Origin of the sequence: Streptomyces rubiginosohelvolus (assembly GCF_014649875.1) — a bacterium.
GTDB lineage: Bacteria > Actinomycetota > Actinomycetes > Streptomycetales > Streptomycetaceae > Streptomyces > Streptomyces rubiginosohelvolus.
This window is the reverse complement of record NZ_BMTW01000008.1, coordinates 208,561-233,553: the sequence shown is the minus strand read 5'-3', so window position 1 is coordinate 233,553 and position 24,993 is coordinate 208,561. Positions and strand designations below refer to the sequence as shown.

The following is a 24,993-nucleotide window of genomic DNA, read 5'->3' as shown; positions in this document are numbered from 1 at the left end:
TGGGTGTGAACCGGAACGGAAAGACACTGATCGCCGGCCTGCTCCTGGCCGTCTGTGCCACCGCATGCTCGTCGGACCCGGAGCCCCAGTCGCCATACGTAAACGCGGCGGAGGTGTGCGATGGGGTGTTCGCGGGTGATCTGGAGAAGACGGTGGAGACCGTGACGGGCGCGACGTCCTTCGAGCGGCGAGCAGGTGGTGGCATGGGCGAGCTGGTCGAAGAGATCGAGAAGGGGTACGCCTCCGGTCGTAGCTGGTCGCCAAGAGAAGAACTCTGCGAGATGGCTGCGAAGGGGAGTCGCAGTGGTGAAGAGACGACCCTGGCTTTCCACATATACGCTCCACAGGACGTCAATTACCCAGGTAATCCAGAAGGGGCGAAGCGGTATTCGTTGGGTAAGGAGGCGGTAGCTAACGTTCGCTCGGCCGGCATCTATTTCGAATGCGTCAGCCCGCAGCTCGACGGCTCGAAGAACCGCCCGGCACGGATCTATGGAGGGCTGGGCAAAGCCCATGACCGGGGCGACGCTCAAGACAACTTGATGGACAACCTTCGCGTTGTTCACTCCGCGTCCTTGGCGTTGGCCGAAAAGCTCGAATGCGAGGACAGTGCCGGTCTCCCCGAAAATCTGGACCAGGGTTTGCAAGAGCTCCCACCGCTCGGCCGCCCTGCAGAGAGCGACTCCTGATGGCGATGCAGCACAGGAGGGACCCGTTGACGGCCATCGCGGCTCTGGTTGCCCGGCTCCGCGCCGGTTCATATCGACATTGACGTGGAGCGCTGGTCGCCCAAGGACCCGGAGGAGCTGAAGGACGCCTACGCGACCATGGCTCATTCCTTCGCCCTGGCCCTGGCCAAGGAACTGCGCTGCGAGAACGACGGAGGGCTGGAGCCCCGGCCGGCACTCGACCCCGTGTGACGTGCGGGGCCGCGGGGAGAAGTCCGGCCGGTACCGTGGCCGTTGACCAGGGGGAGGTGCCGGCGTGATATCCGAGCCGGAGTTGGTGGGGGAGGACGAGCCGGGCTCGTCCGCGGACGTGGTGAGCGGGTTCGATGCGGAGCAAGGGGCTCCCTCCGGCCGGCGGCGGTGGCACGGGGCGCTCTGGGGTGTCGCCGGGGCGCTGACGGCGTCGGCCGTGTGGGCGGCGGCCGTCTTCGGTTACGGGATCGGCGGCGACGGGAAGCCGGACGCGCGGGGCTACCGCGTGGAGTCCGGTTCCTGCGCGGCGATGGAGCTCAAGGAGCTCGCCAGGGCGCTGGGCAAGCCGGAGTCCGAGACGACCACCGAACTGGACGGAATCGAGCATCCCGCCCTCCACCGCATCCGATGCACCGTCGACTTCCCGGAGTCGGAACTGGGGGAGCGGGACGGCGGGGAAGGGGCGGGCTGGTACAAGGGCTATCAGGCCTCCCTCACGGCCGAGCTGCACAAGGAGACCGATCCCCGGCCCGAGTTCGAGGCGAGCAGCACCGTGACGGACATGGACGGTACGTCCGTGGATCGGGTGGAGAGGGTGCCGGACCTCGGGGATCAGGCGTATCTGCTGATCATGGGCGACAACACCCTGCGTCTGAACGTGGTGGAAGGCGGTGCCGTCGTGACGCTGGCTCTCTCCGCCTCGCTGTCCTACAACGAGAGCGAAGGCGGAAGCGTGGAGGAGATGCCGGACGCGCCGGAGGAGCCCGAGACCCTCGCGTACCAGGGGCATCTGATCAATGACATGCGGGATGTCATGAAGGCGCTCAAGACCGGCTGACCGACCGGGCGGGCCGCCGTGCACGCGGAAGCGGAAGGGGCCGCCCCTGTCGTGGGGCGGCCCCTTCCGCTTTCTGGAGACCGTGACCGGATTCGAACCGGTGTAACTCGAGTTGCAGTCGAGCCCCTGAGCCTCTCGGGCACACGGTCGGGGGTGGGTGCTGTTCCGCTGTTCTGTCTTCTTCTGTCCTCGACAGTACGGGTCCCCGTCCCCCGCCTCAAGGAATCCGGCCGCCGTGCAACGCGACTGCCATACGCCGTTCACAGCCGGGCTCTGGACCTACGACCAAGGGCCGAGCCCGGGACCGTATATCGACAGGGTTCAAACCGGCCCATGCCCCTTACGCTGACCTCATGACCGCCCTCGAACCCCGTGACGGCACCGATGCCGCACACCTCGCGCCGCCCGCGGCCGACGCCCTCTCCCCGGACCCGCTGTCCGACCTTCCCGCCGCGGCCGTCGAAGGGGTCCTCGGGCGCACCTACCGGGCGCTGAGCATCGGCATCGTGTCCGTGGTGTTCCTCATCGCGTTCGAGGCGACGGCGGTCGGTACGGCGATGCCGGTCGCCGCCCGCGAGCTGAACGGGATCCCGCTCTACGCGTTCGCCTTCTCCGCGTACTTCACCACCAGCCTCTTCGCCATGGTCCTCTCCGGGCAGTGGGCCGACCGGCGCGGGCCGCTCCAGCCGCTCGCCACCGGGATCACCGCGTTCGGCGTCGGGCTGCTGCTCTCCGGGGCGGCCACGAGCATGTGGGTCTTCATCGCGGGCCGGGCCGTCCAGGGGCTCGGCGGCGGGCTGGTGATCGTCGCGCTGTACGTCGTCATCGGGCGGGCCTACCCCGAGCACATCCGGCCCGCGATCCTGGCCGCCTTCGCCGCGAGCTGGGTGATCCCCTCCGTCGTCGGACCGCTCGCCTCCGGGACGGTGACCGAACAGCTCGGGTGGCGCTGGGTCTTCGTCGGCATCCCCGTCCTCATCGTGATCCCGCTCGCCCTGGCCCTCCCGGCGATCCGGCGCACGGCCTCCGGGCCCGCCGACCCGGCCGCCGCCACCGAGCCGTACGACCGCCGCCGCATCCGGCTGGCCCTCGGGATCTCGGCCGGGGCGGGGCTGCTCCAGTACGCGGGGCAGGAGCTGAACTGGCTCGCGCTCCTGCCCGCCGCCGTCGGTGTCGCCCTGCTCGTGCCCGCCGTCCGCGGACTGCTGCCCACCGGGACCGTACGGGCCGCGCGCGGGCTGCCCTCGGTGGTCCTGCTGCGCGGGATCGCCGCCGGGTCGTTCATCGCCGCCGAGTCCTTCGTACCGCTGATGCTGGTCACCCAGCGCGGACTTTCCCCGACGATGGCCGGGCTGTCGCTGGCCGTGGGCGGGGCGACCTGGGCGCTCGGTTCGTTCGTCCAGTCCCGGCCGCGTATGGAGGCGCACCGCGAGCGGCTGATGGTGACCGGCATGCTCCTCGTCGCCGCCTCGATCGCCCTCGCGCCCTCCGTGCTGATCGAGGGGGTCCCCGTCTGGATCGTCGCCGTCGCCTGGGCCTTCGGCTGCTTCGGGATGGGCATGGTGATCGCCTCCACCAGTGTCCTGCTCCTGAAGCTGTCGGCCCCCGAGGAGGCGGGCTCCAACTCCGCAGCCCTCCAGATCTCCGACGGCCTCTCCAACGTGCTGCTCCTGGCCTCCGGCGGCGCTGCCTTCGCGGCGCTGGGCGGCGGGGCGGTGGGCGCGGCCGCGCACGGGGCGGTGCAGGCGGGGTCCGCGGGCTCGCACCCGGGCGCGTTCGCGGCGGTGTTCCTGCCGATGGCGGGGGTGGCGCTGGTGGGGGTGTGGGTGGCGACCCGGGTCGTCGTGGGGGCGCGAGGGAAGTGACCCCCGCAGGGCTGCGGGACGTGTTCGTCGACGCGATGTGAGCACGGTCTCGTCGGCCGTCGGCGCGGTTCGTTCGTACCGGGTTTCAACCGGGCCCCCGGTAGGGTGGCCCGGTTGTCGTATCGCGGGCCGGGCCGATCAGGTCAGGCCCGGTGACGGCAGCGCCCCACGTACCCGAGAGCCCCGAACCGGAGACCGTGACTACTACCACCGCCTCCCACCACCTCTCACCCGCCTTCCCCGGCCGTGCCCCCTGGGGCACCGCCAACAAGCTGCGAGCCTGGCAGCAAGGCGCCATGGAGAGGTACGTCCAGGAGCAGCCGCGCGACTTTCTCGCCGTCGCGACGCCCGGCGCCGGCAAGACCACGTTCGCGCTGACCCTCGCGTCGTGGCTGCTGCACCACCATGTCGTGCAGCAGGTCACCGTCGTCGCCCCGACCGAGCACCTCAAGAAGCAGTGGGCGGAGGCGGCCGCCCGGATAGGGATCAAGCTCGACCCCGACTACAGCGCCGGTCCGCTGAGCAAGGAGTACCACGGGGTCGCCGTGACGTACGCCGGTGTCGGCGTCCGCCCGATGCTGCACCGCAACCGCTGCGAGCAGCGCAAGACGCTCGTCATCCTCGATGAGATCCACCACGCCGGTGACTCCAAGTCCTGGGGCGAGGCCTGCCAGGAGGCGTTCGACCCGGCGACCAGGCGGCTGGCCCTGACCGGTACGCCGTTCCGGTCGGACACCAACCCGATCCCCTTCGTCCAGTACGAGGAGGGCAACGACGGCATCCGCCGGTCCTCGGCCGACTACACCTACGGCTACGGCAACGCGCTCGCCGACGGCGTCGTCCGCCCGGTCATCTTCCTCAGCTACAGCGGCAACATGCGCTGGCGTACGAAGGCGGGGGACGAGATCGCCGCCCGGCTCGGCGAGCCGATGACCAAGGACGCCATCGGCCAGGCCTGGCGCACCGCGCTCGCGCCCACCGGTGAGTGGATCCCCAACGTCCTCGCCGCCGCCGACAAGCGGCTCACCGAGGTCCGCAAGGGCATCCCCGACGCGGGCGGCCTCGTCATCGCGACCGACCAGGACTCCGCCCGCGCGTACGCCAAGATCCTCAAGAAGGTCACCGGGGAGTCGGCGACCGTGGTCCTCTCCGACGAGAAGGCCGCGTCGAAGAAGATCGACCAGTTCAGCGCGGACGAGTCGCGCTGGATGGTGGCGGTGCGGATGGTGTCCGAGGGCGTCGACGTGCCACGGCTCGCCGTCGGCGTGTACGCGACCACCATCTCGACGCCCCTCTTCTTCGCCCAGGCCGTCGGCCGCTTCGTGCGCTCCCGCAGGCGCGGCGAGACGGCCTCCGTCTTCGTACCGACGATCCCGATGCTCCTCGACTTCGCCAACGAGATGGAGGTCGAGCGCGACCACGTCCTCGACAAGCCGAAGAAGGGCAGCGACGAGGAGAACCCCTTCTCGGAGGAGGACAAGCTCCTCGCCGACGCCGAGAGGCTGGAGGACGAGGAGACCGAGGACCAGCTGCCCTTCGAGGCCCTGGAGTCCGACGCCGTCTTCGACCGGGTGTTGTACGACGGCGCCGAGTTCGGCATGCAGGCCCACCCGGGCAGTGAGGAGGAGCAGGACTACCTCGGCATCCCGGGCCTCCTGGAGCCCGACCAGGTGCAGCTCCTCCTCCAGAAGCGGCAGAGCCGGCAGATCGCGCACAGCCGCCAGAAGCCGGCCGAGGAGGCCGACCTCCTGGAGAAGCCCGCCGAGGCCCGGCCCGTGGTCACGCACAAGCAGCTGCTGAGCCTGCGCAAGCAGCTCAACACGATGGTCTCCGCCTACACCCACCAGAGCGGCAAGCCGCACGGCGTGATCCACAACGAACTGCGCCGCGTCTGCGGCGGCCCGCCGAGCGCCGAGGCCACGGCCCACCAGATCCAGACGCGCATCGCGAAGGTCCAGGAGTGGGCGACGCGCATGACGTGACCCGCAGCGGTTCGTTCCCGTCGGCCCGCTGTTCCTGTTGTTCCCGTCGGCCCGTACGGAGGTCCCAACCTCCGTACGGGCCGACGGCGTTACCGGCCCTCCCCGGCGGTCCGGCCGTGTTTCCGGGCCTCGTGCCCGGGAAATTTCTCCGGTGTCCGTTCACACGGAGTTAACGTCGGTTCACATCCGTGGACGCACCGGCCCCGCGGAGTCGTGACACGTGAACGCGCGTAGATGTTCGCTTTCCGGACGTCGTCCCGCTGACCGGCCCTTATGCGCGCGCCGTTCCGGTGCCCGCGTCCGGGGACCGGATTCTGGACGAGGACTTCCGCTGAGCGGACTGGCTCGCTACTGTCCCCGCCATATGAACGCCCCGTGGCAACGCCGCCGCGGAGCGCAGCCGGTGCCTTGCCAGACCGGCGGCCTCTCCGTGCGTCGCCGCTGGGACCGGCGTCGCTACCGTCGGAGCAGGGCCGTCGTCGCTCACCCCGAAGAGGAGAGGGCGTCGTGACAGCGGAGACCTCCCAGACGCTCGACCGAGGACTGCGCGTCCTCAAACTGCTCGCCGACACCGACCACGGCCTGACCGTCACCGAGCTGTCCAACAAGCTCGGTGTCAACCGGACCGTCGTCTACCGGCTGCTCGCCACCCTGGAGCAGCACGCCCTGGTACGCCGCGACCTGGGCGGCCGCGCCCGGGTCGGCCTCGGTGTGCTGCGGCTCGGCCGACAGGTGCACCCGCTCGTCCGGGAAGCGGCGCTGCCCGCGCTGCGCTCCCTGGCCGAGGACATAGGGGCCACCGCCCACCTCACGCTCGTCGACGGCAGCGACGCCCTCGCGGTCGCCGTGGTCGAGCCCACCTGGACCGACTACCACGTCGCCTACCGGGCCGGCTTCCGCCATCCCCTGGACCGGGGCGCCGCGGGCCGGGCCATCCTGTCCGCCCGGCAGGCCACCGAGGCCGGCCACCCCGGCTACACCCTCACCCACGGCGAACTCGAAGCCGGTGCCAGCGGGGCGGCCGCACCCCTGGTCGGGGTCTCGGGCGTCGAGGGCAGCGTCGGTGTCGTCATGCTCGCCGACGCCGTACCGGAACGGGTCGGGCCCCGCGTGCTCGACGCCGCCCGGGAAGTGGCGGACGCGCTGCGGTAGGCGGGGTGACCGTACGCCCCCGGTACGTGGATACGTACGCGTCGGAGCGCGCGCGGGGCGGCGTACGCCTGGCGCGTTCCCGTTCCGGCGCGGCGGTTAGATTGGGTGCGTGCTCTCTCGTCTCTCGCGCCCCCGCGTCCTCGCCCTCTGCGCACTCCCCGTCCTCGCTCTGTTCGGTACGGCGGCCCTCGCGCCGCTGCCGTTCACCCTGGCGCGGCCCGGGGTGACCGCGGACGTGCTCGGCAAGGACGACGGGCAGCCGGTGATCACCATCACCGGTGCCGAGACCCGGACCACCGACGGGCAGCTGCGGATGACGACGATCCTCGCCACCGGGCCGAAGGCGGACGTCCGCATCGGTGAGGTGTTCGACAGCTGGTTCCGGACCGACCGGGCGGTCATGCCGCGCGACGCCGTCTACCCCACCGGCGGCTCCGAGAAGGAGATCGAGAAGCACAACCTCGACGACATGAGGGAGTCGCAGAACGTCGCCGTCGACGCCGCCCTGAACTACCTGGACCGCGACCCCGGCTCGATGCGGGTGGACGTGGACCTCGGCGACATCGGCGGCCCGAGCGCCGGGCTCTTCCTCTCCCTCGGCATCATCGACAAGCTCGACGGCAACGGCTCCGGCGGCGATCTCACCGGCGGCCGCACCATCGCCGGTACGGGGACGATCACCGCGGACGGCAAGGTCGGCGCGGTCGGCGGCGTGTCGATGAAGGTCCAGGGCGCCCACCGCGACGGGGCGAGCGTCTTCCTCGTGCCGAAGGCCGAGTGCCGTCAGGCGGAGGCCGAGCGACCCGACGGGCTGCGGATCGTGCCCGTCTCCACGCTGAAGGACGCAGTCGGCTCGCTCAAGGCCCTGGAGTCGGGCGGGAAGGTGCCGAGCTGCTGACCGGTGCCGGTGCCGGTGCCGGTGCCTGTGCCGACGGTACGGGCTCCGGCCTTGGTGCCTCCTGTACGGGCTCCGCATCCGGCACGTCGTCCAGCGTCCGCCAGGACGGGAACACCAGCGGGCTCAGCGTCGCCAGGAAGTAGACCCCGCCCATCGCCAGCAGCGCCCCCGTCGCCCCCGCGCCCTCCACCAGCAGCCCGGCCGCCAGCCCGCCCACCGGCATCGCGAACTCGCAGCCCGCCGTCAGCGCCCCCGACACCCGGCTGCGCAGCCGGTCCGGTACGCGCTCGTAGATCACCGTCGTCAGGATCGGGTTCAGCACGCCGCCCGCGATCCCGCCGAGCAGCATCGTCACCGCGAGCGGCAGCGTCGTCCCGGTCACCGCGGCGACCAGGAACCTCGGCGCGCCGCACAGGATCACGCACACCGTGAACACCGCCCGGCGCGAGAACCGGTGCCCCACCGCCCCGTACAGCAGCGCTCCGGTCAGGCCGCCGGCGCCGAACAGCGCGGTGAGCAGTCCGATGGCCGGCGCGCCGCTCAGCTCGCCCTCGGCGTGCACCGGGAGCAGGACCGCGTTCCAGCCCTGGTCGGTGCCGTTCATGAACATCACCATGACCACGACCGCCAGCAGCAGCCGGTTGCCGAGCACGTGGGCGTAACCCTCGCGGAGTTCGGTGCCGTAGGCGCGCAGCGAGACCGGGGCCTCCGCCTTCCGCGGTTCGGCCGCACGCACGCCCCGTACCCCCGCCGCGATCAGCAGGGCCGACAGCCCGAAGGTCGCCGCGTCCAGCAGCAGGACCGTCTCCGCGCCGACGAAGGCGATGAGGACCCCGGCGAGGGCCGCGCCGACCATCCGGGCCCCGCGCGACACCGCGTCGAAGAGGCTGGCGGCCCGGGGGAGCGTGGTCCCGGCGTGCTCGGCCAGGTCCGGGACGAGGACGTAGCGCGCGGTGTTGCCCGGGGTGTGGGAGAACCCGTTGAGCGCCATGAGCGCGCACAGCATCCAGAAGTCGAGGGCGCCGGCGAAGTGCAGCAGCGGGATAGCGGCGATGGCGGCCGCGCACACGGCGTCGGACACGATGGCCGTCCGGCGGCGGCCGAACCGGTCGATGACCGGTCCGCCGATCAGCGCGGCGACGACGATCGGGAGGGTGGCGCAGAAGGCGACCACCCCGGCCCGGCCCGCGCTCCCGGTGGTCTCCAGGACGAACCAGGGGACGCCGATCAGCGTCAGTGAAGTGCCTGCGGTGGAAATGGAGTTGGCCGCGAGCGTGGCGGCGAGCGGGATGCGGTTCCCCATGGTTCTTTCTCCCCCGAGTCGATCGATGCCCCGGATCGATGGTTCCCCGGGCCGGTGGTTACGCCGGACGGAAGGCGGCGGTGCGAGATGCGGTGTGCGGTGCCGTCATTCGGAAGGGCGCGGGAAGGTGTGCAGGTGGGTGCGGACGACGGCCGAGCCCTCGGTGTCCTCGGGGACCACATCGCGGTAGCTCTCCACCACCGCGTGGAGCTTCGCCGAGAGCTCCCGTGCCAGCTCGGGGGTGAGGCGCACCTTGAAGTCGCTCATGTCCGAGCTCTGCCGCCACTCCTGCGGCCATTCGTTCATCGTGCCGAGCCAGGTGTTCAGCTCCTGGGCGTGGGTGGTGGCCACCTCGTGCATGACCACGCCGATGGCGCCGCGCACCTCCGGATCGGTGTGCGCGAGGAAGTCCGCGCTCTCGAAGATCGCCCCCTCGTGCATCGCCCGCCACCAGCGCTCGCGCCCCTTGCCCAGCTCCGGGGCGTCCTCGACCAGGCCGGAATCCGCCAGTTGCCGCAGGTGGTAGCTGGTCGCGCCGCTCGACTCGCCCAGCCGCTCACCCAGCTTCGAGGCGGTCGCCGGGCCGAACTCGCGCAGCGCGTTCAGCAGGCGGATCCGCAGCGGGTGGGCGATGGCGCGCAGGGTGCGGGCGTCGACCGTGTGCAGCTTTCGGCCCTCGCCGCCCGGGTGGTAGGGGCGGGGGGCCTTCTCGCCCCCGGGGGCGTTCTCGTTCTCCGGCATGCCCCAACCGTAGAGTTGCAAAGAACGCTTTGCAAGACTTTTTTGCAACGTATCCTTTGCAACGCATCCTTTGCGACTCGCCCCGGCTCACCCCTCCTCGATGAACCCCTCCTCCACCAGCCACTCCTGCGCCACCTCGTGCGGATCCTCGCCGTCCACGTCCACCTTGGCGTTCAGCGTCTGCGCGACCTCCGTCGTCAGCTTCCGGGCCAGCGGGTCCAGCAGCTCCGCGATCACCGGGTACTTCTCGAAGGTGGCCTCGTGGACGACCGGGGAGGCGTTGTAGTTGGGGAAGAAGTGCTTGTCGTCCTCCAGGAGGTCCAGGTTCATCGCCTTGATCCGGCCGTCGGTGGTGTACACCTCGCCGAGCAGGCAGGAGGTGGACTCGGACACCTGGGTGTAGATGATCCCGGCGTCCATCTTCTGGATGTTGCCCGCCGGGATCTTCATCCCGTACTTCTTCTCCATGCCCGGCAGTCCGTCGTCGCGCGAGGCGAACTCGTTCTCCACGCAGATCGTCACCGCGCCCGGGTCCCTCTTCGCGAGGGCGGCCACGTCCGAGAGGGTCTTGAGCTGGTACTTCGCGTTGTTCTTCTTGCTGATCGCCAGCGCGTACGTGTTGTCGAGCGGGGCCGGCGGCAGCCAGATCACGCCGTTGCCCTTGTCCTCGTCCCGTACCGCCTCGTACTGCTTCTTCGGGTCGACGATCGGCTCCGCGTGGCCCAGGAAGGTGATCCAGCCCGTGCCGGTGTAGTCCCACTGGACGTCGGCGTCGCCGTTGATGATGGCCTCGCGCGCGCTGATCGAACCCGGCAGGTTCGTCCGGTCCAGGACCTCCGCTCCGGCCGCCTTGAGGACCAGGCCGGTCATCTGGCCCAGGATGATGTTCTCGCTGAAGTTCTTCGACGTCACCGTCAGCGTCGCGCCCTTCAGCGGCTCGCCCTGCCCGACCGACCCCGGCGACACCTCGTCCACCATCGGCGAACCGCTCTTCAGCCCGCAGCCGCCCAGCAGCAGCACCGGCACCACGACCATCAGCAGCAGTTTCCTCCTCACCGCTCCTCCAGCCCGCGCGGCGTCAGCGCCAGTTCAGCCAGCGAGGCCAGCCAGTCCACCAGCAGCGCCAGCACCACCGTCAGCACCGAGCCGATGATCAGCACCGGCATCCGCTGGGTCTGGATCCCCGAGGTGATCAGGTCGCCGAGCCCGCCGCCCCCGCCGAACGTGGCCAGCGTCGCCGTGCCCACGTTCAGGACCAGGGCCGTACGGACGCCCGCCAGGATCAGCGGCACCGCGAGCGGCAGCTCCACCTTCAGCAGGACGCCCCGCCCGGACATCCCCATCCCGCGCGCCGCCTCGATCATGTTCGGCTCGATCGCCCGCAGGCCCGCCACCGTGTTGGAGAGCACCGGCAGCACCGCGTAGATCACGATGCCGATGATCGCGGTCCGCGGGCCGATGCCCAGCCAGATCACCAGCAGCGCCAGCAGACCGATCGCCGGGGTCGCCTGCCCGATGTTGGCCAGCGCCGTGAACGCCGGGGCCGCCTTCCGCAGCCGCCGCCGGGTCAGCGCGATACCGAGCGGGATCGCGATGATCAGCACCCAGAACGTCGAGATCGCCGTCAGCCGCACGTGCTGCCACCAGCGCAGTTGGACGTTGCCGCCGGAGAGGGAGTTCTCCGCGATCGAGTCCAGATGGATGTTGGTGATCCAGACGTACGTGATGACCAGGATGACGGCCAGCACCGCCGGCAGCAGTACCAGTTTCCGCCAGGTGATCCGGCGCTGCGGCGCGGCCGGGGCGGGGGAGGGGTCGCTCTCCTCGTCGTGGAACGCGTGGCCCTTGACGTCGTGTTCGCCCGGCGGCCGGGCCGGGGCGGCCGGGCCCTTGCCGGAGCCTGACTGATGGCTGGGGCTCATACTCCGCCGCCACCCCCCTCCAGCTCCTGCTCCGTCTGGTGGACGCGCTGCTCCTCCAGCTCGTGCTGGTGCTCCATCGCGGTCAGCCGGTCCGCCTCCAGCAGCTCCTGCACGTTGTCCATCAGCGTCTTCATGTCGACGACCCCGATGAACTCGCCGCGCCGCCCGGTCACCGCGACCCGGCCCCCGCTGTCGGTGAGCACCGCCTCCAGCGCGTCGTGCAGCGTCGCGTCCCGGGTCACCGTGTCGTGCACCAGCTGCCCGGCCCGCGCCAGCGAACCGCGCGCCCGCATCAGATCGCCGCGCCGCAGCCACTTGTACGGGCGGTTCCGGCGGTCCAGCATCAGCAGTTCGTTGTGCGGGCCGTTGCGGAGCTTGTTGAAGATCGTCTGGAGCGGGTCCTCGACCGTCACCGTCGGGAAGTCCGCGATGCCCACATCCCGTACGCGGGTGAGGTTGAGGCGCTTCAGGGCCGCGCCCGCCCCGACGAAACCCGAGACGAAGTCGTCCGTCGGGTTGGTCAGGATCGCCTCGGGGGTGTCGAACTGCGCGATGTGCGACCGCTCCCGCAGCACCGCGATCCGGTCGCCCAGCTTGATCGCCTCGTCGAAGTCGTGGGTGACGAACACGATCGTCTTGTGCAGCTCGTGCTGGAGCCGGATCAGCTCGTCCTGGAGGTGGTCCCGGGTGATCGGGTCGACCGCCCCGAACGGCTCGTCCATCAGCAGGACGGGAGGGTCGGCGGCCAGCGCCCGCGCCACGCCCACCCGCTGCTGCTGCCCGCCGGAAAGCTGGCGCGGATAGCGGCCGTGGAACTCGCGCGGGTCCAGGCCCACCAGGTCGAGCATCTCCTCGACCCGGTCCTTCACCCGGGACTTGGACCAGCCGACCATCTTCGGGACCAGGGCGATGTTGTCCGCGACCGTCATGTGCGGGAAGAGCCCGGAGGACTGGATGGCGTACCCGATCTTGCGGCGCAGCTTCACCGGGTCGATGTCCGTGACGTCCTCGTCGTCGATCCGGATCCGGCCCGAGGTCGGCTCGATCAGCCGGTTGATCATCTTCAGCGTGGTGGACTTCCCGCAGCCGGACGGGCCCACGAAGATCACGGTCTCGCCCGCCTTGATCTCCATCGAGACGTTCTCGACGGCCGGGTTCGGATTCCCCGGATAGCTCTTGGTGAGGTTCTCCAGCTGGATGGTGGCCCCGGACGTGGCCGCGGACTCCTCCCGCGCGACGGCCGCGGTGTCGGTCTCGGTCTCAGGCACGGATCCCCCTCGGGATGGTCAGCCGTCCCAGCAGGACGTATGCGGCGTCGAAGAGCAGGGCGAGGATGACGATGCCGAGCGTGCCCGCGAGCACCTGGTTGATCGCGTTGGCGCTGCCCAGCGAGGCGATGCCCCGGAAGATCTCGTTGCCGAGACCGGGCCCGGAGGCGTACGCGGCGATGGCGGCGATGCCCATCAGCATCTGCGTGGAGACCCGGATCCCGGTCAGGATCGGCGGCCAGGCGAGCGGCAGCTCCACCCGGAGCAGCCGCGCCGTGCGCGACATCCCGATGCCCGTCGCCGCGTCGACCAGCGACGGATCGACGCCCCGCAGCCCGACGATGGAGTTCCGGACGATCGGCAGCAGCCCGTACAGCGTCAGGGTGATCACGGTGGGGGCGACCCCGAGCCCGACCAGCGGGATCAGCAGACCGATCGCGGCGAGGGAGGGGATGGTCAGGATCGTCGCCGTGGAGGTGATCGCCAGCGAGCCGCCCCAGCCGCTGCGATAGCTCACCACCCCGATCACCACACCCAGCAGGGTGGCGATGACCATGCACTGGAAGACCGCGCTGACGTGCTGGAACGCGTCCGTGAGGAGCTGCTGGTGGCGGGTGATCAGATACTCCCAGAAGCTCACACGGCACTCCCTCGGCTCCGTCGGTGTCGCCGAGCCCTCCGGCTCAGCCGGTGTCCTCGGCCGCCTGCTCCACCAGCGGGATGATCCGCAGCGGAACCGGGTTCTCCATGACGATCGCTGTGGAGGCCCGGACAATGCCATCAAATCCGACAACCCGGTCGATCACCCGCTGGAGATCGGCGTTGGAACGGGCGACGAGCCGGCACAGCATGTCGCCGTGCCCCGTCGTGGTGTGCAGCTCCAGCACCTCCGGTACGCCACCCAAATGCGCCCGTACGTCGGCGCCTTGGCCCTGTTTGATCTCCAGCGTGGCGAACGCGGTGACCGGATAGCCGAGCGCCGCCGGATCCACGTCGGGGCCGAACCCCCGGATGACGCCATTCGACTGAAGGCGGTCCAGCCGCGCCTGCACGGTCCCGCGCGCCACCCCCAGCCGCCGGGATGCTTCGAGGACGCCTATGCGCGGCTCACGCGCGAGCAGCACGATGAGCCGGCCGTCCAGATGATCGATCGCCATGGGCCCGCCTCCGGTGGTCAGCCTGTACAGATAGTCCGGCCATCATGGCGATCCACTGCACATATTGACCAGTGATTGCGCGAACTATTGCGCACCTTGCGATGCGGGGAGAGCCTTCGAACATGACTGAGACTCTGCACACCAGCCCCGACACCGCAGCGCAGGCCGACCGCTTCCCGGTCAAGGGAATGGACGCGGTCGTCTTCGCCGTGGGCAACGCCAAGCAGGCCGCGCACTACTACTCGACCGCCTTCGGCATGAAACTCGTGGCCTACTCCGGACCGGAGAACGGCAGCCGCGAGACCGCGAGTTACGTCCTGACCAACGGCGCAGCCCGCTTCGTCTTCACCTCCGTGATCAAGGCGTCCACCGAGTGGGGCACCTTCCTCTCCGACCACGTCGCCGCGCACGGCGACGGGGTCGTCGACCTCGCCATCGAGGTCCCGGACGCCCGGGCCGCGTACGCGTACGCAGTCGAGCACGGCGCGCGCGGCATCACCGAGCCGCACGAGGTCAAGGACGAGCACGGCACGGTCGTCCTCGCCGCCATCGCCACCTACGGCAAGACCCGCCACACCCTGGTGGAGCGCTCCGGCTACGACGGCCCCTACCTCCCCGGCTTCGCCGCGGCCAAGCCGATCGTCGAGCCGCCCGCCAAGCGGACCTTCCAGGCCATCGACCACTGCGTCGGCAACGTCGAGCTGGGCCGGATGAACGAGTGGGTCGGCTTCTACAACGAGGTCATGGGCTTCACCAACATGAAGGAGTTCGTGGGCGACGACATCGCCACCGAGTACTCCGCCCTCATGTCGAAGGTCGTCGCCGACGGCACGCTCAAGGTCAAGTTCCCGATCAACGAGCCGGCGATCGCGAAGAAGAAGTCGCAGATCGACGAGTACCTGGAGTTCTACGGCGGCGCGGGCGTCCAGCACATCGCGCTCGCCACCAACGACATCGTCTCCACGGTCCGCTCGATGCGCGCCGCCGGTGTGCAGTTCCTGGACACCCCCGACTCGTACTACGACACCCTCGGCGAGTGGGCCGGCGAGACCCGGGTTCCGGTCGAGACCCTGCGCGAGCTGAAGATCCTCGTCGACCGCGACGAGGACGGCTACCTGCTGCAGATCTTCACCAAGCCGGTCCAGGACCGGCCGACCGTCTTCTTCGAGATGATCGAGCGCCACGGCTCCATGGGCTTCGGCAAGGGCAACTTCAAGGCCCTGTTCGAGGCGATCGAGCGCGAGCAGGAGAAGCGCGGCAACCTCTGATCCGCGCGGACGGTGCAGAACGCCGCCGCGGCCCGGGGCAGTACCCCGGACCGCGGCGGCGTTCGCCGTTCCCGGCCTCCCCTTCAGGGACTCTTCGACACCGAGGGCGATGTGGAGGACGGAGCGGAGGGTGACGCGGTGGGCGACGGGGACTTCACGGCGGCCGTACGGGACGGCGCCGGGGCCGGGGCCTCGGGCTTCCTCTCCTGCTCCGGCTTCTTCGCCGGCTCCGGCTCGGGCTCGGGGGCCGGCGGCGGAGGCTGCTGGATCTCGCCCGGTCCCCCCGGCGGCGGCTCGCCCAGCGCGTCCAGCGCCTCCTGGGCCAGCGGCGCGGCGAGCGGCGAGAAGGCCGGGTTGGTCCGCACGGCCTGCTCCAGATTCCGGCGCGCCGGACCGTAGTCCGCCAGCTCCCGCTGGATCACGCCGAGGTGGTACGCGTACGAGGCGTTCCGCACGCCCGTGTCGGCGGCCAGCTGCGCGTACTCCAGGCCCTCCTCGGACTCGCCCGCCCGGTGCAGCGCCCAGCCCAGCGCGTCCGCCACCGCCGCACTGCGGTGCTGCCCCCGCCACTGGGCCCGCAGCAGCTCCACCGCCGCCTCCGGGTCCCCGTGGTCGGCCTCGAACCGGGCCAGCACCAGGGACTCGTCGACCCCGTCCTTCTTCGCCGCGGCCACCATCTCCCGCAGCTTCGCGTACTGGGTGCGGGCGTCCCCGTCCAGCCCCAGCGACTCGTACAGCTCGCCCAGCTCCAGCGCGTACTGCGGGCGCGGCAGCTTCTCCAGCGCGCTCTGGTACGCGGCCAGCGCCTCGTCGGTGCGGTCCAGCGCCGCCAGGGCCCGGGCCCGGCCCGCCACCGAGGTGAGCTGACCGGAATCCGTGCGCAGCGCCGCGTCGAACTGCGCCACCGCCTCCTCCGGCTCGCCCCGCTCCCACGCCAGCTCGCCGAGCCGGTGCAGCGCCTCCGCCTTCTCGGCGGGCTGCGTCGCCCGGTCCGCCGCCTCCCGGGCGGTGGCCAGCGCGTCCTCGCGCCAGCCGTTGCCCCGGTAGAGGTCGGCGGTCCGGGCCAGCGCGGGAACGCCCTTGCGCAGCTCGCCGAACGTCTCCGTCGCCGCGGTCGCCGCCTTCCGGTCGCCGAGCCCGGTGTAGGCGTCGATGAGGACCGGGTATACGTTCCAGGCCTTCGGCTGCTGCTCCTTGACCGTCTCGCCCCACCGTTTCGCCGCGAGGAAGTCGTGCCGGGCGTTGGCCAGGGCCGCGAGCCCCAGCCACGCGGCCCCGTTCCCGCGCTCGCCCGGCTGGGCCTCCAGCGAACGCTTCAGGGCCTGCTCGGCGCGGGCGTAGTACGCCGTGTCCGCCGAGCGCCGCGCCCACTCCACGTACGCCGTACCGAGCGTCGCCAGGGACGGGGCGTCCTTCGGGTGGGACTCCACCCACTGCTGGCGGTCCCCGATCAGCGCGGTGAGGTCCGAGAGCGAGGCCGGGGAGCCCGCGGTCGCCGCCGCCTCGGCCCGCTCGACCGGCCCCGGCTCCTTCGGCCGCCCGTCACCGTCGTCCACCGCCACCAGCGCCCCGGCCAGCAGCACCCCGGCGGCCACCGCGCCGAACGCGGCCCGGCGCAGCGTCGTCCGCAGCGTGGGCGGCGGCGGGGGTACGGCGGTGGCGCCTTCGGCGGGCAGCACGTAGGGGTCCTGCGGGGACGGCTCGGGCGGCCGGCCGGAGTCCGGGCCCTGCTGCGGCATGACATCCATGGCCATCACTCTGCGTCAGTCATACGAGCACACCGCGCCTTGGGATCGGCCCCCGCCCACGGGTTCACACCATTGGCCCCGGGTGACACGCTTGGATCATGAGCGATCTCCTCGAACGGCTGCGCGCGGGACTGCCTCCCGAGGCGCTGATCACCGATCCGGACGTCACCGCGTCCTACGCCCACGACATGGCGAGCTTCTGCGAGGCCGGCACCCCGGCCGTCGTCGTGCTCCCGCGCACGGTCGAGCAGGTCCAGCACGTCATGCGCACCGCGACCGCGCTGCGTGTCCCCGTCGTCCCGCAGGGCGCCCGTACCGGCCTGTCCGGCGCGGCCAACGCCTCGGACGGCTGCATCGTGCTCTCCCTGGTGAAGATGGACCGGATCCTGGAGATCAGCCCGGTCGACCGGATCGCCGTCGTCGAACCGGGCGTCGTCAACGCGGTGCTCTCACGCGCGGTGAACGAACACGGTCTGTACTACCCGCCGGACCCCTCCAGCTGGGAGACGTGCACCATCGGCGGCAACATCGGCACCGCGTCCGGCGGCCTGTGCTGCGTGAAGTACGGGGTCACCGCCGAATACGTCCTGGGTCTGGAGGTCGTCCTCGCCGACGGGCGGCTCCTGACCACCGGCCGCCGCACCGCCAAGGGCGTCGCCGGATACGACCTGACCCGGCTCTTCGTCGGCTCCGAGGGCAGCCTCGGGATCGTCGTCAAGGCCGTTCTCGCGCTCAAACCGCAGCCGCCGCAGCAGCTCGTCCTCGCCGCCGAGTTCCCCTCGGCGGCCACCGCCTGTGACGCTGTGTGCCGGATCATGGAGCGCGGTCACACCCCGTCACTCCTCGAACTGATGGACCGTACGACCGTGCGTGCCGTCAACGCGATGGCCTCCATGGGCCTGCCCGAGACCACCGAGGCTCTCCTCCTCTGCGCCTTCGACACCCCGGACCCGCTGGCCGACCTCGCCGCCGTCGGCGAGCTGTGCACCGCCGCCGGGGCCACCGAGGTGGTCCCCGCCGATAACCCCGCCGAGTCCGAACTCCTCCTCCAGGCGCGCCGCATGTCCCTCACCGCACTGGAGACCGTCAAGCCCGCCACGATGATCGACGACGTGTGCGTACCGCGCTCCCGGCTCGGCGCGATGCTCGCGGGTACGGCGGCCATCGCCGAGGAGTACGACCTCACCATCGGCGTCTGCGCCCACGCGGGCGACGGCAACACCCACCCCGTCGTCTGCTTCGACCACCAGGACCCCGACGAGTCCCGCCGGGCCCGCGAGTCCTTCGACGCCATCATGGCGCTCGGTCTCGAACTCGGCGGAACCATCACCGGCGAACACGGTGTCGGCGTCCTCAAGAAGGAGTGGCTCGCCCGCGAACTGGGGGAGACCGGCGTCGAACTGCAGCGCTCCATCAAGGCGGCCTTCGACCCGCTCGGTCTCCTCAACCCCGGCAAGCTCTTCTGATCCCCGCTTCCGCCAGGGGTTTTCACGCCTCACCGTCCTGGGACGGCGACTCCTCCGCCGTCCACGGGTCGCTCAGCCACAGGTCGTCGGCCGGCAGCGGGGCCAGCAGCTCCGCCAGCGCCTCGTCCATCCCCAGCCGGTCGCTCTCGGTGCCCGGCGGCACCACGCGCAGGGTCCGCTCCACCCAGGCGGCCACGGCGACGGAGGGCACCTCCAGCAGGGCGTTGCCGTCGGGGGAGGTGAGGGCCACGCAGATGACGCTGCGGCCCGCGACCTTCGTCGGCCAGATCCGCACGTCCCCGTGCCCGCACGGCCGGAACACGCCCTCCACCAGCAGTTCCCGGGCGAACGTCCAGTGCACCGGCGACTCGGAGCCGATGTGGAAGGCGATGTGCACGGCGTACGGGTCGTTCGTGCGGTACGTCAGCCGGGCGGGCACCGGGATGGACCGCTCGGGGGACAGGACCAGCTTCAGCTCCAGCTCACGTTCCACGATGCTCATCATCGACATGCACGACCTTCCGGTGCTCATGGGCCGGTCCCGTGACCGTCCCGCACAAGGAGAGAGCGCCCTCCCCGCCACCTATTACGCGACTTCGGGAAAAACTTCGGGCGGTTGCGGAAGCCGTCCCGAAACCCTTCCCGAACCCGTCTCGAAAGAGGGCCCAAACAGGTGGACCGGCCCGGGGGCGGGCGGCTGTCTGATAGATGTGGACCCTTGTATTGAGGCCGTCCGCCCGCCCGGCGGGGACGGCCTGAGGCCTCGAAGAGATACGGGACCCGCTGATGAGCGCGCCAACTCCGGCACCCGGTGACGAAAGCCCCCGCGAGGGCTACTACCCCGACCCCTCCATCCCCGGCTACGTCCGGTACTGGAACGGCGCTTCCTGGGTCCCCGGTACGAGCCGGCCCGCGCCCCGGCAGACGGGTCCGGCCGCAACCGCCCCCGCCCCGGCGGCCGGTGTGCAGACCGCGCCGGTGGAGGAGACCGGGCCGATCTTCTTCGACGAGGAGGACGGCCGGGACGACGCGGGGGCCTCGCCCGGCTCCGGCGCACCCGGCGCGGACCGGGCGGCGGGGCCCGCTGACGGCGCGTCGGTCTGGCAGGCGGACGCCGCACGCCAGAACGGGTTCGGCGGCGAACGGGACCGCCGGGTCGAGTGGGGCGGACCTGCGCAGGAGCCCGCGAGCCCCGGCCACCCTGCGCCGTCGGCCGACCCGAGGGCGCCGGTGGCCCAGGACCCGACCGGCGGCGCGCTGCCGGGGATGCGGGAGAGCGGCGGCCGGCCCGCCGAGGAGGCCGGGGTGCGCCCGCCGGTGGACGGGACGGTCACGATCCGCGCGGTGGGGCCCCGGCCGAACGCGGTACGGGGCGGCGCCCCGGCGGCCGGTGACGTACCGCCCGGTCCGGCGCCGTCGAACGCCGGTACGCCGCAGGGGCCGCAGAACGTGAGCGCGGCCCCGAACAGCCTCGCCCCGGCTCCGACACCCCGGGCCCTCCCGGCGCAGGCCCAGGCTCCGCAGGCACCGGCCCACCAGGTACCGGCGCAGCAAGCGTCGGCGCGCCCGCAGCAGGCACACGCCCAGCAGGCGTCGGCCCCGTCCCAGCAGGCGCAGCACGCACCGCAGGCTCAGCAGCCCCAGCCGTCGGCTCCCGCACCCGCCCCGGCTCCCGCACCCGCCCCCGTACCCACGCCGTCCCCCGACCCCGGTCCTTCGGCGGCCCTGCACACGCCCCTGACGCCCGGCCCCGGCGGCGGCTCGGCCTCCTGGGCCCAGCAGGTCCACCAACTGGCCCAGCCCGAACCGCAGCAGCAACAACAGCTGCCCCACCAGCACCAGCAGACTGCGGGACCGGCGGCCGGTGCGGACCAGCCCGTCGTGCCGTGGAAGCCGCCGGTCGACGACCCCTTCCAGCAACTCGCCCGCAACCAGGCCTCGGCCCGCCCCGCCGGGCTCGGCAAACGGTTCGCCGCCCGGCTTGTCGACAACCTCCTGCTCGGCGCGGTCGTCGGGGCGGTCGCCGTCCCGCTGTCGGCGCGGGCGCTCGACCACATCGACCGGAAGATCACCGCCGCGAAGGAGACGGGGGAGACCGTCACCGTCTGGCTGCTGGACTCCACCACCGGGCTCCTGCTGGGGGCGCTGCTCGCCGCGTTCCTGCTCCTCGGCTTCCTGCTGGAGGCCCTGCCGACGGCCAAGTGGGGCCGGACGCTGGGCAAGAAGCTCTTCGGGCTCGACGTACGGGACATCGAGTCCCATGACACCCCGTCCCTGGGAGCAGCCCTGCGCCGCTGGCTCGTCTACGGCGTGCTGGGGCTGCTCGTCCTCGGTGTGGTCAACGTCCTGTGGTGCCTGTTCGACCGCCCGTGGCGCCAGTGCTGGCACGACAAGGCGGCCCGGACGTTCGTGGCGGGCTGAGCGGGCTGAGTGGGAGCGGCTGACCCGGAGCCACCTGCCCGCTTATCGGAAAAGCTGGCCGGGCGGGTGGCGACATGCCGGTCTAGACTCGTATGCCGCCCCGCGTCCCCCGAACGCACCTGAGCCGTTGCGGGCCCCTGTGGTGCGGGATGCACTGCCCCCATGAGCAACGACCAGCCGACGCCCGGCCAGCCGCCCGAGGACGACGATCCGTTCCTCAAGAAGCCGCAGGAGCCCCCGCCGCCGTCCGACGGTCAGCCGTACGGCAGTGCTCCGCCGCCCCCGCCGCCTCCGCCCCCGCCGAACGATCCGTACGGCAGCGGCCGCGGGTTCGGGGCGCCCGACCCGCTCGCCGGGATGCCGCCGCTCGCCGAGCCGGGGAAGCGGATCCTGGCGCGGCTCATCGACTTCCTCATCATCTCGATCCCGCTGTATCTGATCTCGCTGCCCTGGGGCGGCGCGGTCGACGTCAACGGGGACGGCGACGACGGGTTCGGCGACGCGGTCGCCAGCGGGTACAGCGGGCACCAGCTGCTCTGGTCGATCATCGGCCTGGTGGTCTACGTCGCCTACGACACCTACTTCACCCACAAGGACGGCCGCACGCTGGGCAAGCGGCTGCTGAAGCTGCGCGTCGCGATGCTCAACGACGGGCGGGTGCCCGACACCGGGGCCGCGCTGATGCGGGCGGTCGTGCTGTGGGCCCCGGCGCTGCTGTGCTGCCCGTGCCTGTGGTGGCTGATCAACATCGTGCTGATGTTCACCGACAAGCCCTACCGGCAGGGGCTCCAGGACAAGGCCGCCAAGACGGTCGTCGTCGTGGCCCGTTAGCGAGCCCGAGCCGGCTAGCGGCGCAGCGAGTGCTCGTCGGTCCGCGCGGACGAACGGTCCGACGGACGCGCGGACGAACGGGCCGCCGGGACCCGCTCCCGGGCCCCGATGCCTTCCAGGGCGTGGTGCGTCCGGGCGGCGGCGGAGGCCCGGTCGGTCGCGGTCCGCCCGGCCCCTTCCGTCGTCCGGTGGCCGGGGTGCGGCAGGCGCAGGGCGACCAGGAGGCCGAGGGCCAGCGCGGTCGCGCCGACGACGGCCACCCCCACGCCGGACTCCGTGCGGAACAGCAGCAGCAGGGCGAGCGTCGTGGCGACGACGGTGGCCGAACCGTAGGCGAACTGTGCGGCAGTCGGACGCGGCATGACGGATTCCGTCCTCGGGACGTCGGATGGGCGGGCGGCGTTCGGTGCGGTCGTGCACGCCGAACGACCCTACGACGGTGGATGCCCGAGAGGGACCGGTAGTAAGCGTGACCTAACGCACGGTACCGGTGCACAGGGGGCGCACGGAGTCACGGCTCTCACCAACCGGACAGCCGAGCGCGCCTGTTGGAGCGTTCGACCGGACGGATCCGGGCCGGTCGGCGTTCCTTTGCCGTTCCCATGCCCTTCTCATACCGTCCGTATACCGGAAGAGCGCTCCGCATAGTGCACTTGGTCTGTTCAAGTCAAGGTCTGTCTTTTCTCTCATAACTCCGATCGAATGTCGTCACTTGTGACGCGTTTACGCGCGCGGCCCTCTCCATACCCCCCTGGCCGCAGCGCGGACGCCCGGGGAGGACTGCTTCAAGTGACCAATCAGAGACGGGCGCTTCGCGCCGCCGCCGTTGTCGTGGCCATGGCCGCGACCGCCGCGACGGCGTCGACCTTCGCCACCGCCCAGGCGCATGACAGCTCATCAGGTTCCGGTGTCTCCACCGTCGACCGCCGTGACCCGGCGCCGGCCAAGGGGCATGTGGAGCACAACCTGGAGGGCCCCTTCAGCGAGCAGCAGGCCGAGCAGCGCGAGGCCGCGCTGGAGCAGGTGCTGGCCGGGGACAAGAAGGTCGCGAACCGGAGCGGCTCCAAGGTCGTCAAGCTCGGCGACAAGAAGTACGTGGAGCTCGGCCGGGAGAAGACCGACAAGATCTTCACCATCCTGCTGGAGTTCGGCGACCAGGTCGACGACACCACGATGTTCGACCCGGACGGCGACGGCCCCAAGCCGCCCGTCAAGAAGTTCGGCGGCACCCCCGGACCGGCGCACAACAAGATCGCCAAGCCGGACCCGAAGAAGGACAACAGCACCGCCTGGAAGTCCGACTACAACCAGAAGCACTTCCAGGAGCTCTACTTCGGCGAGGGCAAGGGCGTCCACTCGCTCAAGACCTACTACGAGAAGACCTCCTCGGGCCGTTACTCGGTCGAGGGCGAGGTCTCCGACTGGGTCAAGGTCCCCTACAACGAGGCCCGTTACGGCTCCAACTACTGCGGCCAGTCCAACTGCGCCAACGTGTGGGACGCGGTCCGCGACGGTGTGAACGCCTGGGTCGCCGACCAGAAGGCCAAGGGCCGCACCGACGCCGAGATCAAGGCGAACCTCGCCGAGTACGACGAGTGGGACCGCTACGACTTCGACGGCGACGGCAACTTCAACGAGCCCGACGGCTACATCGACCACTTCCAGCTGGTCCACGCCGGTGAGGACGAGTCGGCCGGCGGCGGCGCCGAGGGCACCAACGCCATCTGGGCGCACCGCTGGTACGCGTACGGCACCAACGCCGGTGCGACCGGCCCCGCGGACAACAAGGCCGGTGGCGCCCAGATCGGCGACACGGGCATCTGGGTCGGCGACTACACCGTCCAGCCCGAGAACGGCGGCCTGGGCGTCTTCGCCCACGAGTACGCCCACGACCTCGGTCTGCCGGACCTGTACGACACCTCGGGCGGCGGCGAGAACTCGGTCGGCTTCTGGTCCCTCATGTCGGCGGGCTCCTGGCTCGGCACCGGCAAGGGCGAGATCGGCAACCTGCCCGGCGACATGACCTCGTGGGACAAGCTCCAGCTCGGCTGGCTCGACTACGACAAGGCCAAGGCCGGCAAGACCTCGCTGCACAAGCTGGGCGTCTCGGAGTACAACACCAAGAACCCGCAGGCGCTCGTCGTCGAGCTGCCGAAGAAGGCCGTCACCACCACCGTCGTCAAGCCCGCCGAGGGCGCGAAGCAGTGGTGGAGCGACATGGGCGACGACCTGTCGAACACCCTGACCCGCTCGGTCGACCTGACCGGCAAGTCCAAGGCCACGCTGGACCTTTCGGGCTGGTACGACATCGAGGCCGACTACGACTACCTCTACACCGAGGTGTCCGACAACGGCGGCACCAGCTGGACCGCGCTCGACGGCACCGCCGACGGCAAGGCCATCCCGCGCGACGCCAGTGACAAGCCGGCCCTGACCGACGTCTCGGGCGCGTACAAGAAGCTCTCCTTCCCGCTGGACGCCTACGCGGGCAAGAAGGTCGACCTCCGCTTCCGCTACCAGACGGACGGCGGCGCGGGCGGCAAGGGCTTCGCGGCCGACGCCATCACCATCACCGCCGACGGTGCGGCGCTCTTCTCGGACAACGCCGAGGGCGACGACAACGGCTGGACCGCCAAGGGCTTCTCGCGGATCGGTGAGTCCTTCACCCAGGACTACCCGCAGTACTACATCGCGGAGAACCGCCAGTACGTCTCCTACGACGAGACGTTGAAGGTCGGCCCGTACAACTTCGGCTTCTCCGGCACCCGTCCGGACTGGGTCGAGCACTACGCGTACCAGAACGGTCTGCTGGTCTGGCTCTGGGACACCTCCCAGAAGGACAACAACACCTCCGTCCACCCGGGCCAGGGTCTGATCCTGCCGATCGACGCGCACGCCAAGCCGCTCAAGTGGAAGGACGGCTCGCTCCTGCGCAACAAGATCCAGCCGTTCGACGCCCCGTTCAGCTGGTACCCGAACAAGGGCTTCACGCTCCACAACGCGGACGTGCCGCTGTACATCAAGCCCAGCCTGGGCAACCCGGTCTTCGACGACCGGAAGGGCACCTACTGGTACAAGGAGAACCCGACGGGCAGTGTCAAGGTTTCTGACACGAACACCCGCATCTCCATCGTCCACGAGCCCCGCGATGGACAGACGATGACCGTCCTGGTCAGCCCCTCGGGCCGCTGATCAAGTAAAACCCCAGGTCAA

Annotated in this window: 22 protein-coding genes and 1 tRNA gene; 12 read left to right on the top strand and 11 right to left on the bottom strand. The window is 70.9% G+C overall.

What is annotated here, in order from left to right; genetic code table 11:
• The first annotated feature begins 5 nt into the window (after window positions 1–5).
• From IE134_RS20000 to IE134_RS19990, 3 genes are all read left to right on the top strand, one after another.
• Window positions 6–689 (top strand): hypothetical protein, encoded by a 684-nt coding sequence (locus tag IE134_RS20000; RefSeq protein ID WP_143660280.1) that lies wholly within the window; start codon window positions 6–8, stop codon window positions 687–689.
• Between the two features lie 84 nt (window positions 690–773).
• On the top strand, window positions 774–920 hold the full coding sequence (locus IE134_RS19995) for a hypothetical protein (RefSeq protein ID WP_229823671.1): 147 nt from the start codon (window positions 774–776) through the stop codon (window positions 918–920).
• 64 nt (window positions 921–984) lie between these two features.
• Window positions 985–1,758 (top strand): hypothetical protein, encoded by a 774-nt coding sequence (locus IE134_RS19990; protein WP_030708778.1) that lies wholly within the window; start codon window positions 985–987, stop codon window positions 1,756–1,758.
• 74 nt (window positions 1,759–1,832) lie between these two features.
• Here the strand turns inward: IE134_RS19990 and IE134_RS19985 are convergent.
• Window positions 1,833–1,907 (bottom strand) — tRNA-Cys (locus IE134_RS19985).
• Between the two features lie 204 nt (window positions 1,908–2,111).
• Here IE134_RS19985 and IE134_RS19980 point away from each other — a divergent pair.
• From IE134_RS19980 to IE134_RS19965, 4 genes are all read left to right on the top strand, one after another.
• On the top strand, window positions 2,112–3,623 hold the full coding sequence (locus tag IE134_RS19980; RefSeq protein WP_098016831.1) for an MFS transporter: 1,512 nt from the start codon (window positions 2,112–2,114) through the stop codon (window positions 3,621–3,623).
• 197 nt (window positions 3,624–3,820) lie between these two features.
• Window positions 3,821–5,605, top strand: coding sequence for a DEAD/DEAH box helicase (locus tag IE134_RS19975; RefSeq protein WP_030708774.1), 1,785 nt, complete (start codon window positions 3,821–3,823; stop codon window positions 5,603–5,605).
• Window positions 5,606–6,112: 507 nt separating this feature from the next.
• Window positions 6,113–6,757 (top strand): IclR family transcriptional regulator, encoded by a 645-nt coding sequence (locus tag IE134_RS19970; RefSeq protein ID WP_006124906.1) that lies wholly within the window; start codon window positions 6,113–6,115, stop codon window positions 6,755–6,757.
• A 109-nt stretch (window positions 6,758–6,866) separates the two neighbouring features.
• Window positions 6,867–7,655, top strand: a complete 789-nt coding sequence (locus IE134_RS19965) for a S16 family serine protease (RefSeq protein ID WP_030708772.1) — start codon at window positions 6,867–6,869, stop codon at window positions 7,653–7,655.
• On the opposite strand, the gene IE134_RS19960 is transcribed toward IE134_RS19965, so the two are convergent.
• The 7 genes from IE134_RS19960 to IE134_RS19930 form a co-directional block, all read right to left on the bottom strand.
• Window positions 7,615–8,958, bottom strand: a complete 1,344-nt coding sequence (locus tag IE134_RS19960) for an MFS transporter (protein ID WP_189431243.1) — start codon at window positions 8,956–8,958, stop codon at window positions 7,615–7,617. The genes IE134_RS19965 and IE134_RS19960 overlap by 41 nt on opposite strands.
• Before the next feature lie 105 nt (window positions 8,959–9,063).
• Window positions 9,064–9,699 carry an ArsR/SmtB family transcription factor gene (locus tag IE134_RS19955; RefSeq protein ID WP_030708768.1) on the bottom strand — a complete coding sequence of 212 codons (636 nt, stop codon included), beginning with the start codon at window positions 9,697–9,699 and terminating at the stop codon, window positions 9,064–9,066.
• 87 nt (window positions 9,700–9,786) lie between these two features.
• Window positions 9,787–10,734 (bottom strand): glycine betaine ABC transporter substrate-binding protein, encoded by a 948-nt coding sequence (locus IE134_RS19950; RefSeq protein WP_098016829.1) that lies wholly within the window; start codon window positions 10,732–10,734, stop codon window positions 9,787–9,789.
• Window positions 10,735–10,751: 17 nt separating this feature from the next.
• Window positions 10,752–11,621 carry an ABC transporter permease gene (locus IE134_RS19945; RefSeq protein WP_010062088.1) on the bottom strand — a complete coding sequence of 290 codons (870 nt, stop codon included), beginning with the start codon at window positions 11,619–11,621 and terminating at the stop codon, window positions 10,752–10,754.
• Window positions 11,618–12,889, bottom strand: coding sequence for a betaine/proline/choline family ABC transporter ATP-binding protein (locus tag IE134_RS19940; RefSeq protein ID WP_030708764.1), 1,272 nt, complete (start codon window positions 12,887–12,889; stop codon window positions 11,618–11,620). The genes IE134_RS19945 and IE134_RS19940 overlap by 4 nt, the downstream gene beginning before the upstream one ends.
• A complete protein-coding gene (locus IE134_RS19935; RefSeq protein ID WP_010062086.1) occupies window positions 12,882–13,529 on the bottom strand; it encodes an ABC transporter permease in 648 nt (215 codons plus the stop codon). The genes IE134_RS19940 and IE134_RS19935 overlap by 8 nt, the downstream gene beginning before the upstream one ends.
• Before the next feature lie 43 nt (window positions 13,530–13,572).
• On the bottom strand, window positions 13,573–14,046 hold the full coding sequence (locus IE134_RS19930) for an Lrp/AsnC family transcriptional regulator (RefSeq protein ID WP_010070916.1): 474 nt from the start codon (window positions 14,044–14,046) through the stop codon (window positions 13,573–13,575).
• A gap of 122 nt (window positions 14,047–14,168) precedes the next feature.
• Between IE134_RS19930 and hppD the strand changes: the two genes are divergently transcribed.
• Window positions 14,169–15,314 carry a 4-hydroxyphenylpyruvate dioxygenase gene (gene hppD, locus IE134_RS19925; RefSeq protein ID WP_010062083.1) on the top strand — a complete coding sequence of 382 codons (1,146 nt, stop codon included), beginning with the start codon at window positions 14,169–14,171 and terminating at the stop codon, window positions 15,312–15,314.
• 83 nt (window positions 15,315–15,397) lie between these two features.
• Here hppD and IE134_RS19920 read toward each other — a convergent pair whose 3' ends face one another.
• Window positions 15,398–17,068 (bottom strand): tetratricopeptide repeat protein, encoded by a 1,671-nt coding sequence (locus tag IE134_RS19920; protein WP_229823669.1) that lies wholly within the window; start codon window positions 17,066–17,068, stop codon window positions 15,398–15,400.
• 92 nt (window positions 17,069–17,160) lie between these two features.
• Here IE134_RS19920 and IE134_RS19915 point away from each other — a divergent pair, with 92 nt between their 5' ends.
• Complete coding sequence (locus IE134_RS19915; RefSeq protein ID WP_030708760.1) at window positions 17,161–18,528, top strand: FAD-binding oxidoreductase; 1,368 nt, start codon at window positions 17,161–17,163, stop codon at window positions 18,526–18,528.
• A gap of 22 nt (window positions 18,529–18,550) precedes the next feature.
• On the opposite strand, the gene IE134_RS19910 is transcribed toward IE134_RS19915, so the two are convergent.
• Window positions 18,551–19,033 carry an SsgA family sporulation/cell division regulator gene (locus IE134_RS19910; protein WP_030708758.1) on the bottom strand — a complete coding sequence of 161 codons (483 nt, stop codon included), beginning with the start codon at window positions 19,031–19,033 and terminating at the stop codon, window positions 18,551–18,553.
• A gap of 281 nt (window positions 19,034–19,314) precedes the next feature.
• Between IE134_RS19910 and IE134_RS19905 the strand changes: the two genes are divergently transcribed.
• Both IE134_RS19905 and IE134_RS19900 read left to right on the top strand, forming a co-directional pair.
• The gene (locus IE134_RS19905) at window positions 19,315–20,949 is read left to right on the top strand and encodes an RDD family protein (RefSeq protein WP_189431239.1); all 1,635 of its coding nucleotides are present in this window, start codon (window positions 19,315–19,317) and stop codon (window positions 20,947–20,949) included.
• Between the two features lie 162 nt (window positions 20,950–21,111).
• A complete protein-coding gene (locus IE134_RS19900) occupies window positions 21,112–21,780 on the top strand; it encodes an RDD family protein (RefSeq protein ID WP_030708753.1) in 669 nt (222 codons plus the stop codon).
• A gap of 14 nt (window positions 21,781–21,794) precedes the next feature.
• On the opposite strand, the gene IE134_RS19895 is transcribed toward IE134_RS19900, so the two are convergent.
• Window positions 21,795–22,142: a hypothetical protein gene (locus IE134_RS19895; RefSeq protein WP_098016827.1), complete on the bottom strand. Its 348-nt coding sequence runs from the start codon at window positions 22,140–22,142 to the stop codon at window positions 21,795–21,797.
• 427 nt (window positions 22,143–22,569) lie between these two features.
• Here IE134_RS19895 and IE134_RS19890 point away from each other — a divergent pair, with 427 nt between their 5' ends.
• Window positions 22,570–24,972 carry an immune inhibitor A domain-containing protein gene (locus IE134_RS19890; protein WP_030708750.1) on the top strand — a complete coding sequence of 801 codons (2,403 nt, stop codon included), beginning with the start codon at window positions 22,570–22,572 and terminating at the stop codon, window positions 24,970–24,972.
• Window positions 24,973–24,993 lie beyond the last annotated feature (21 nt).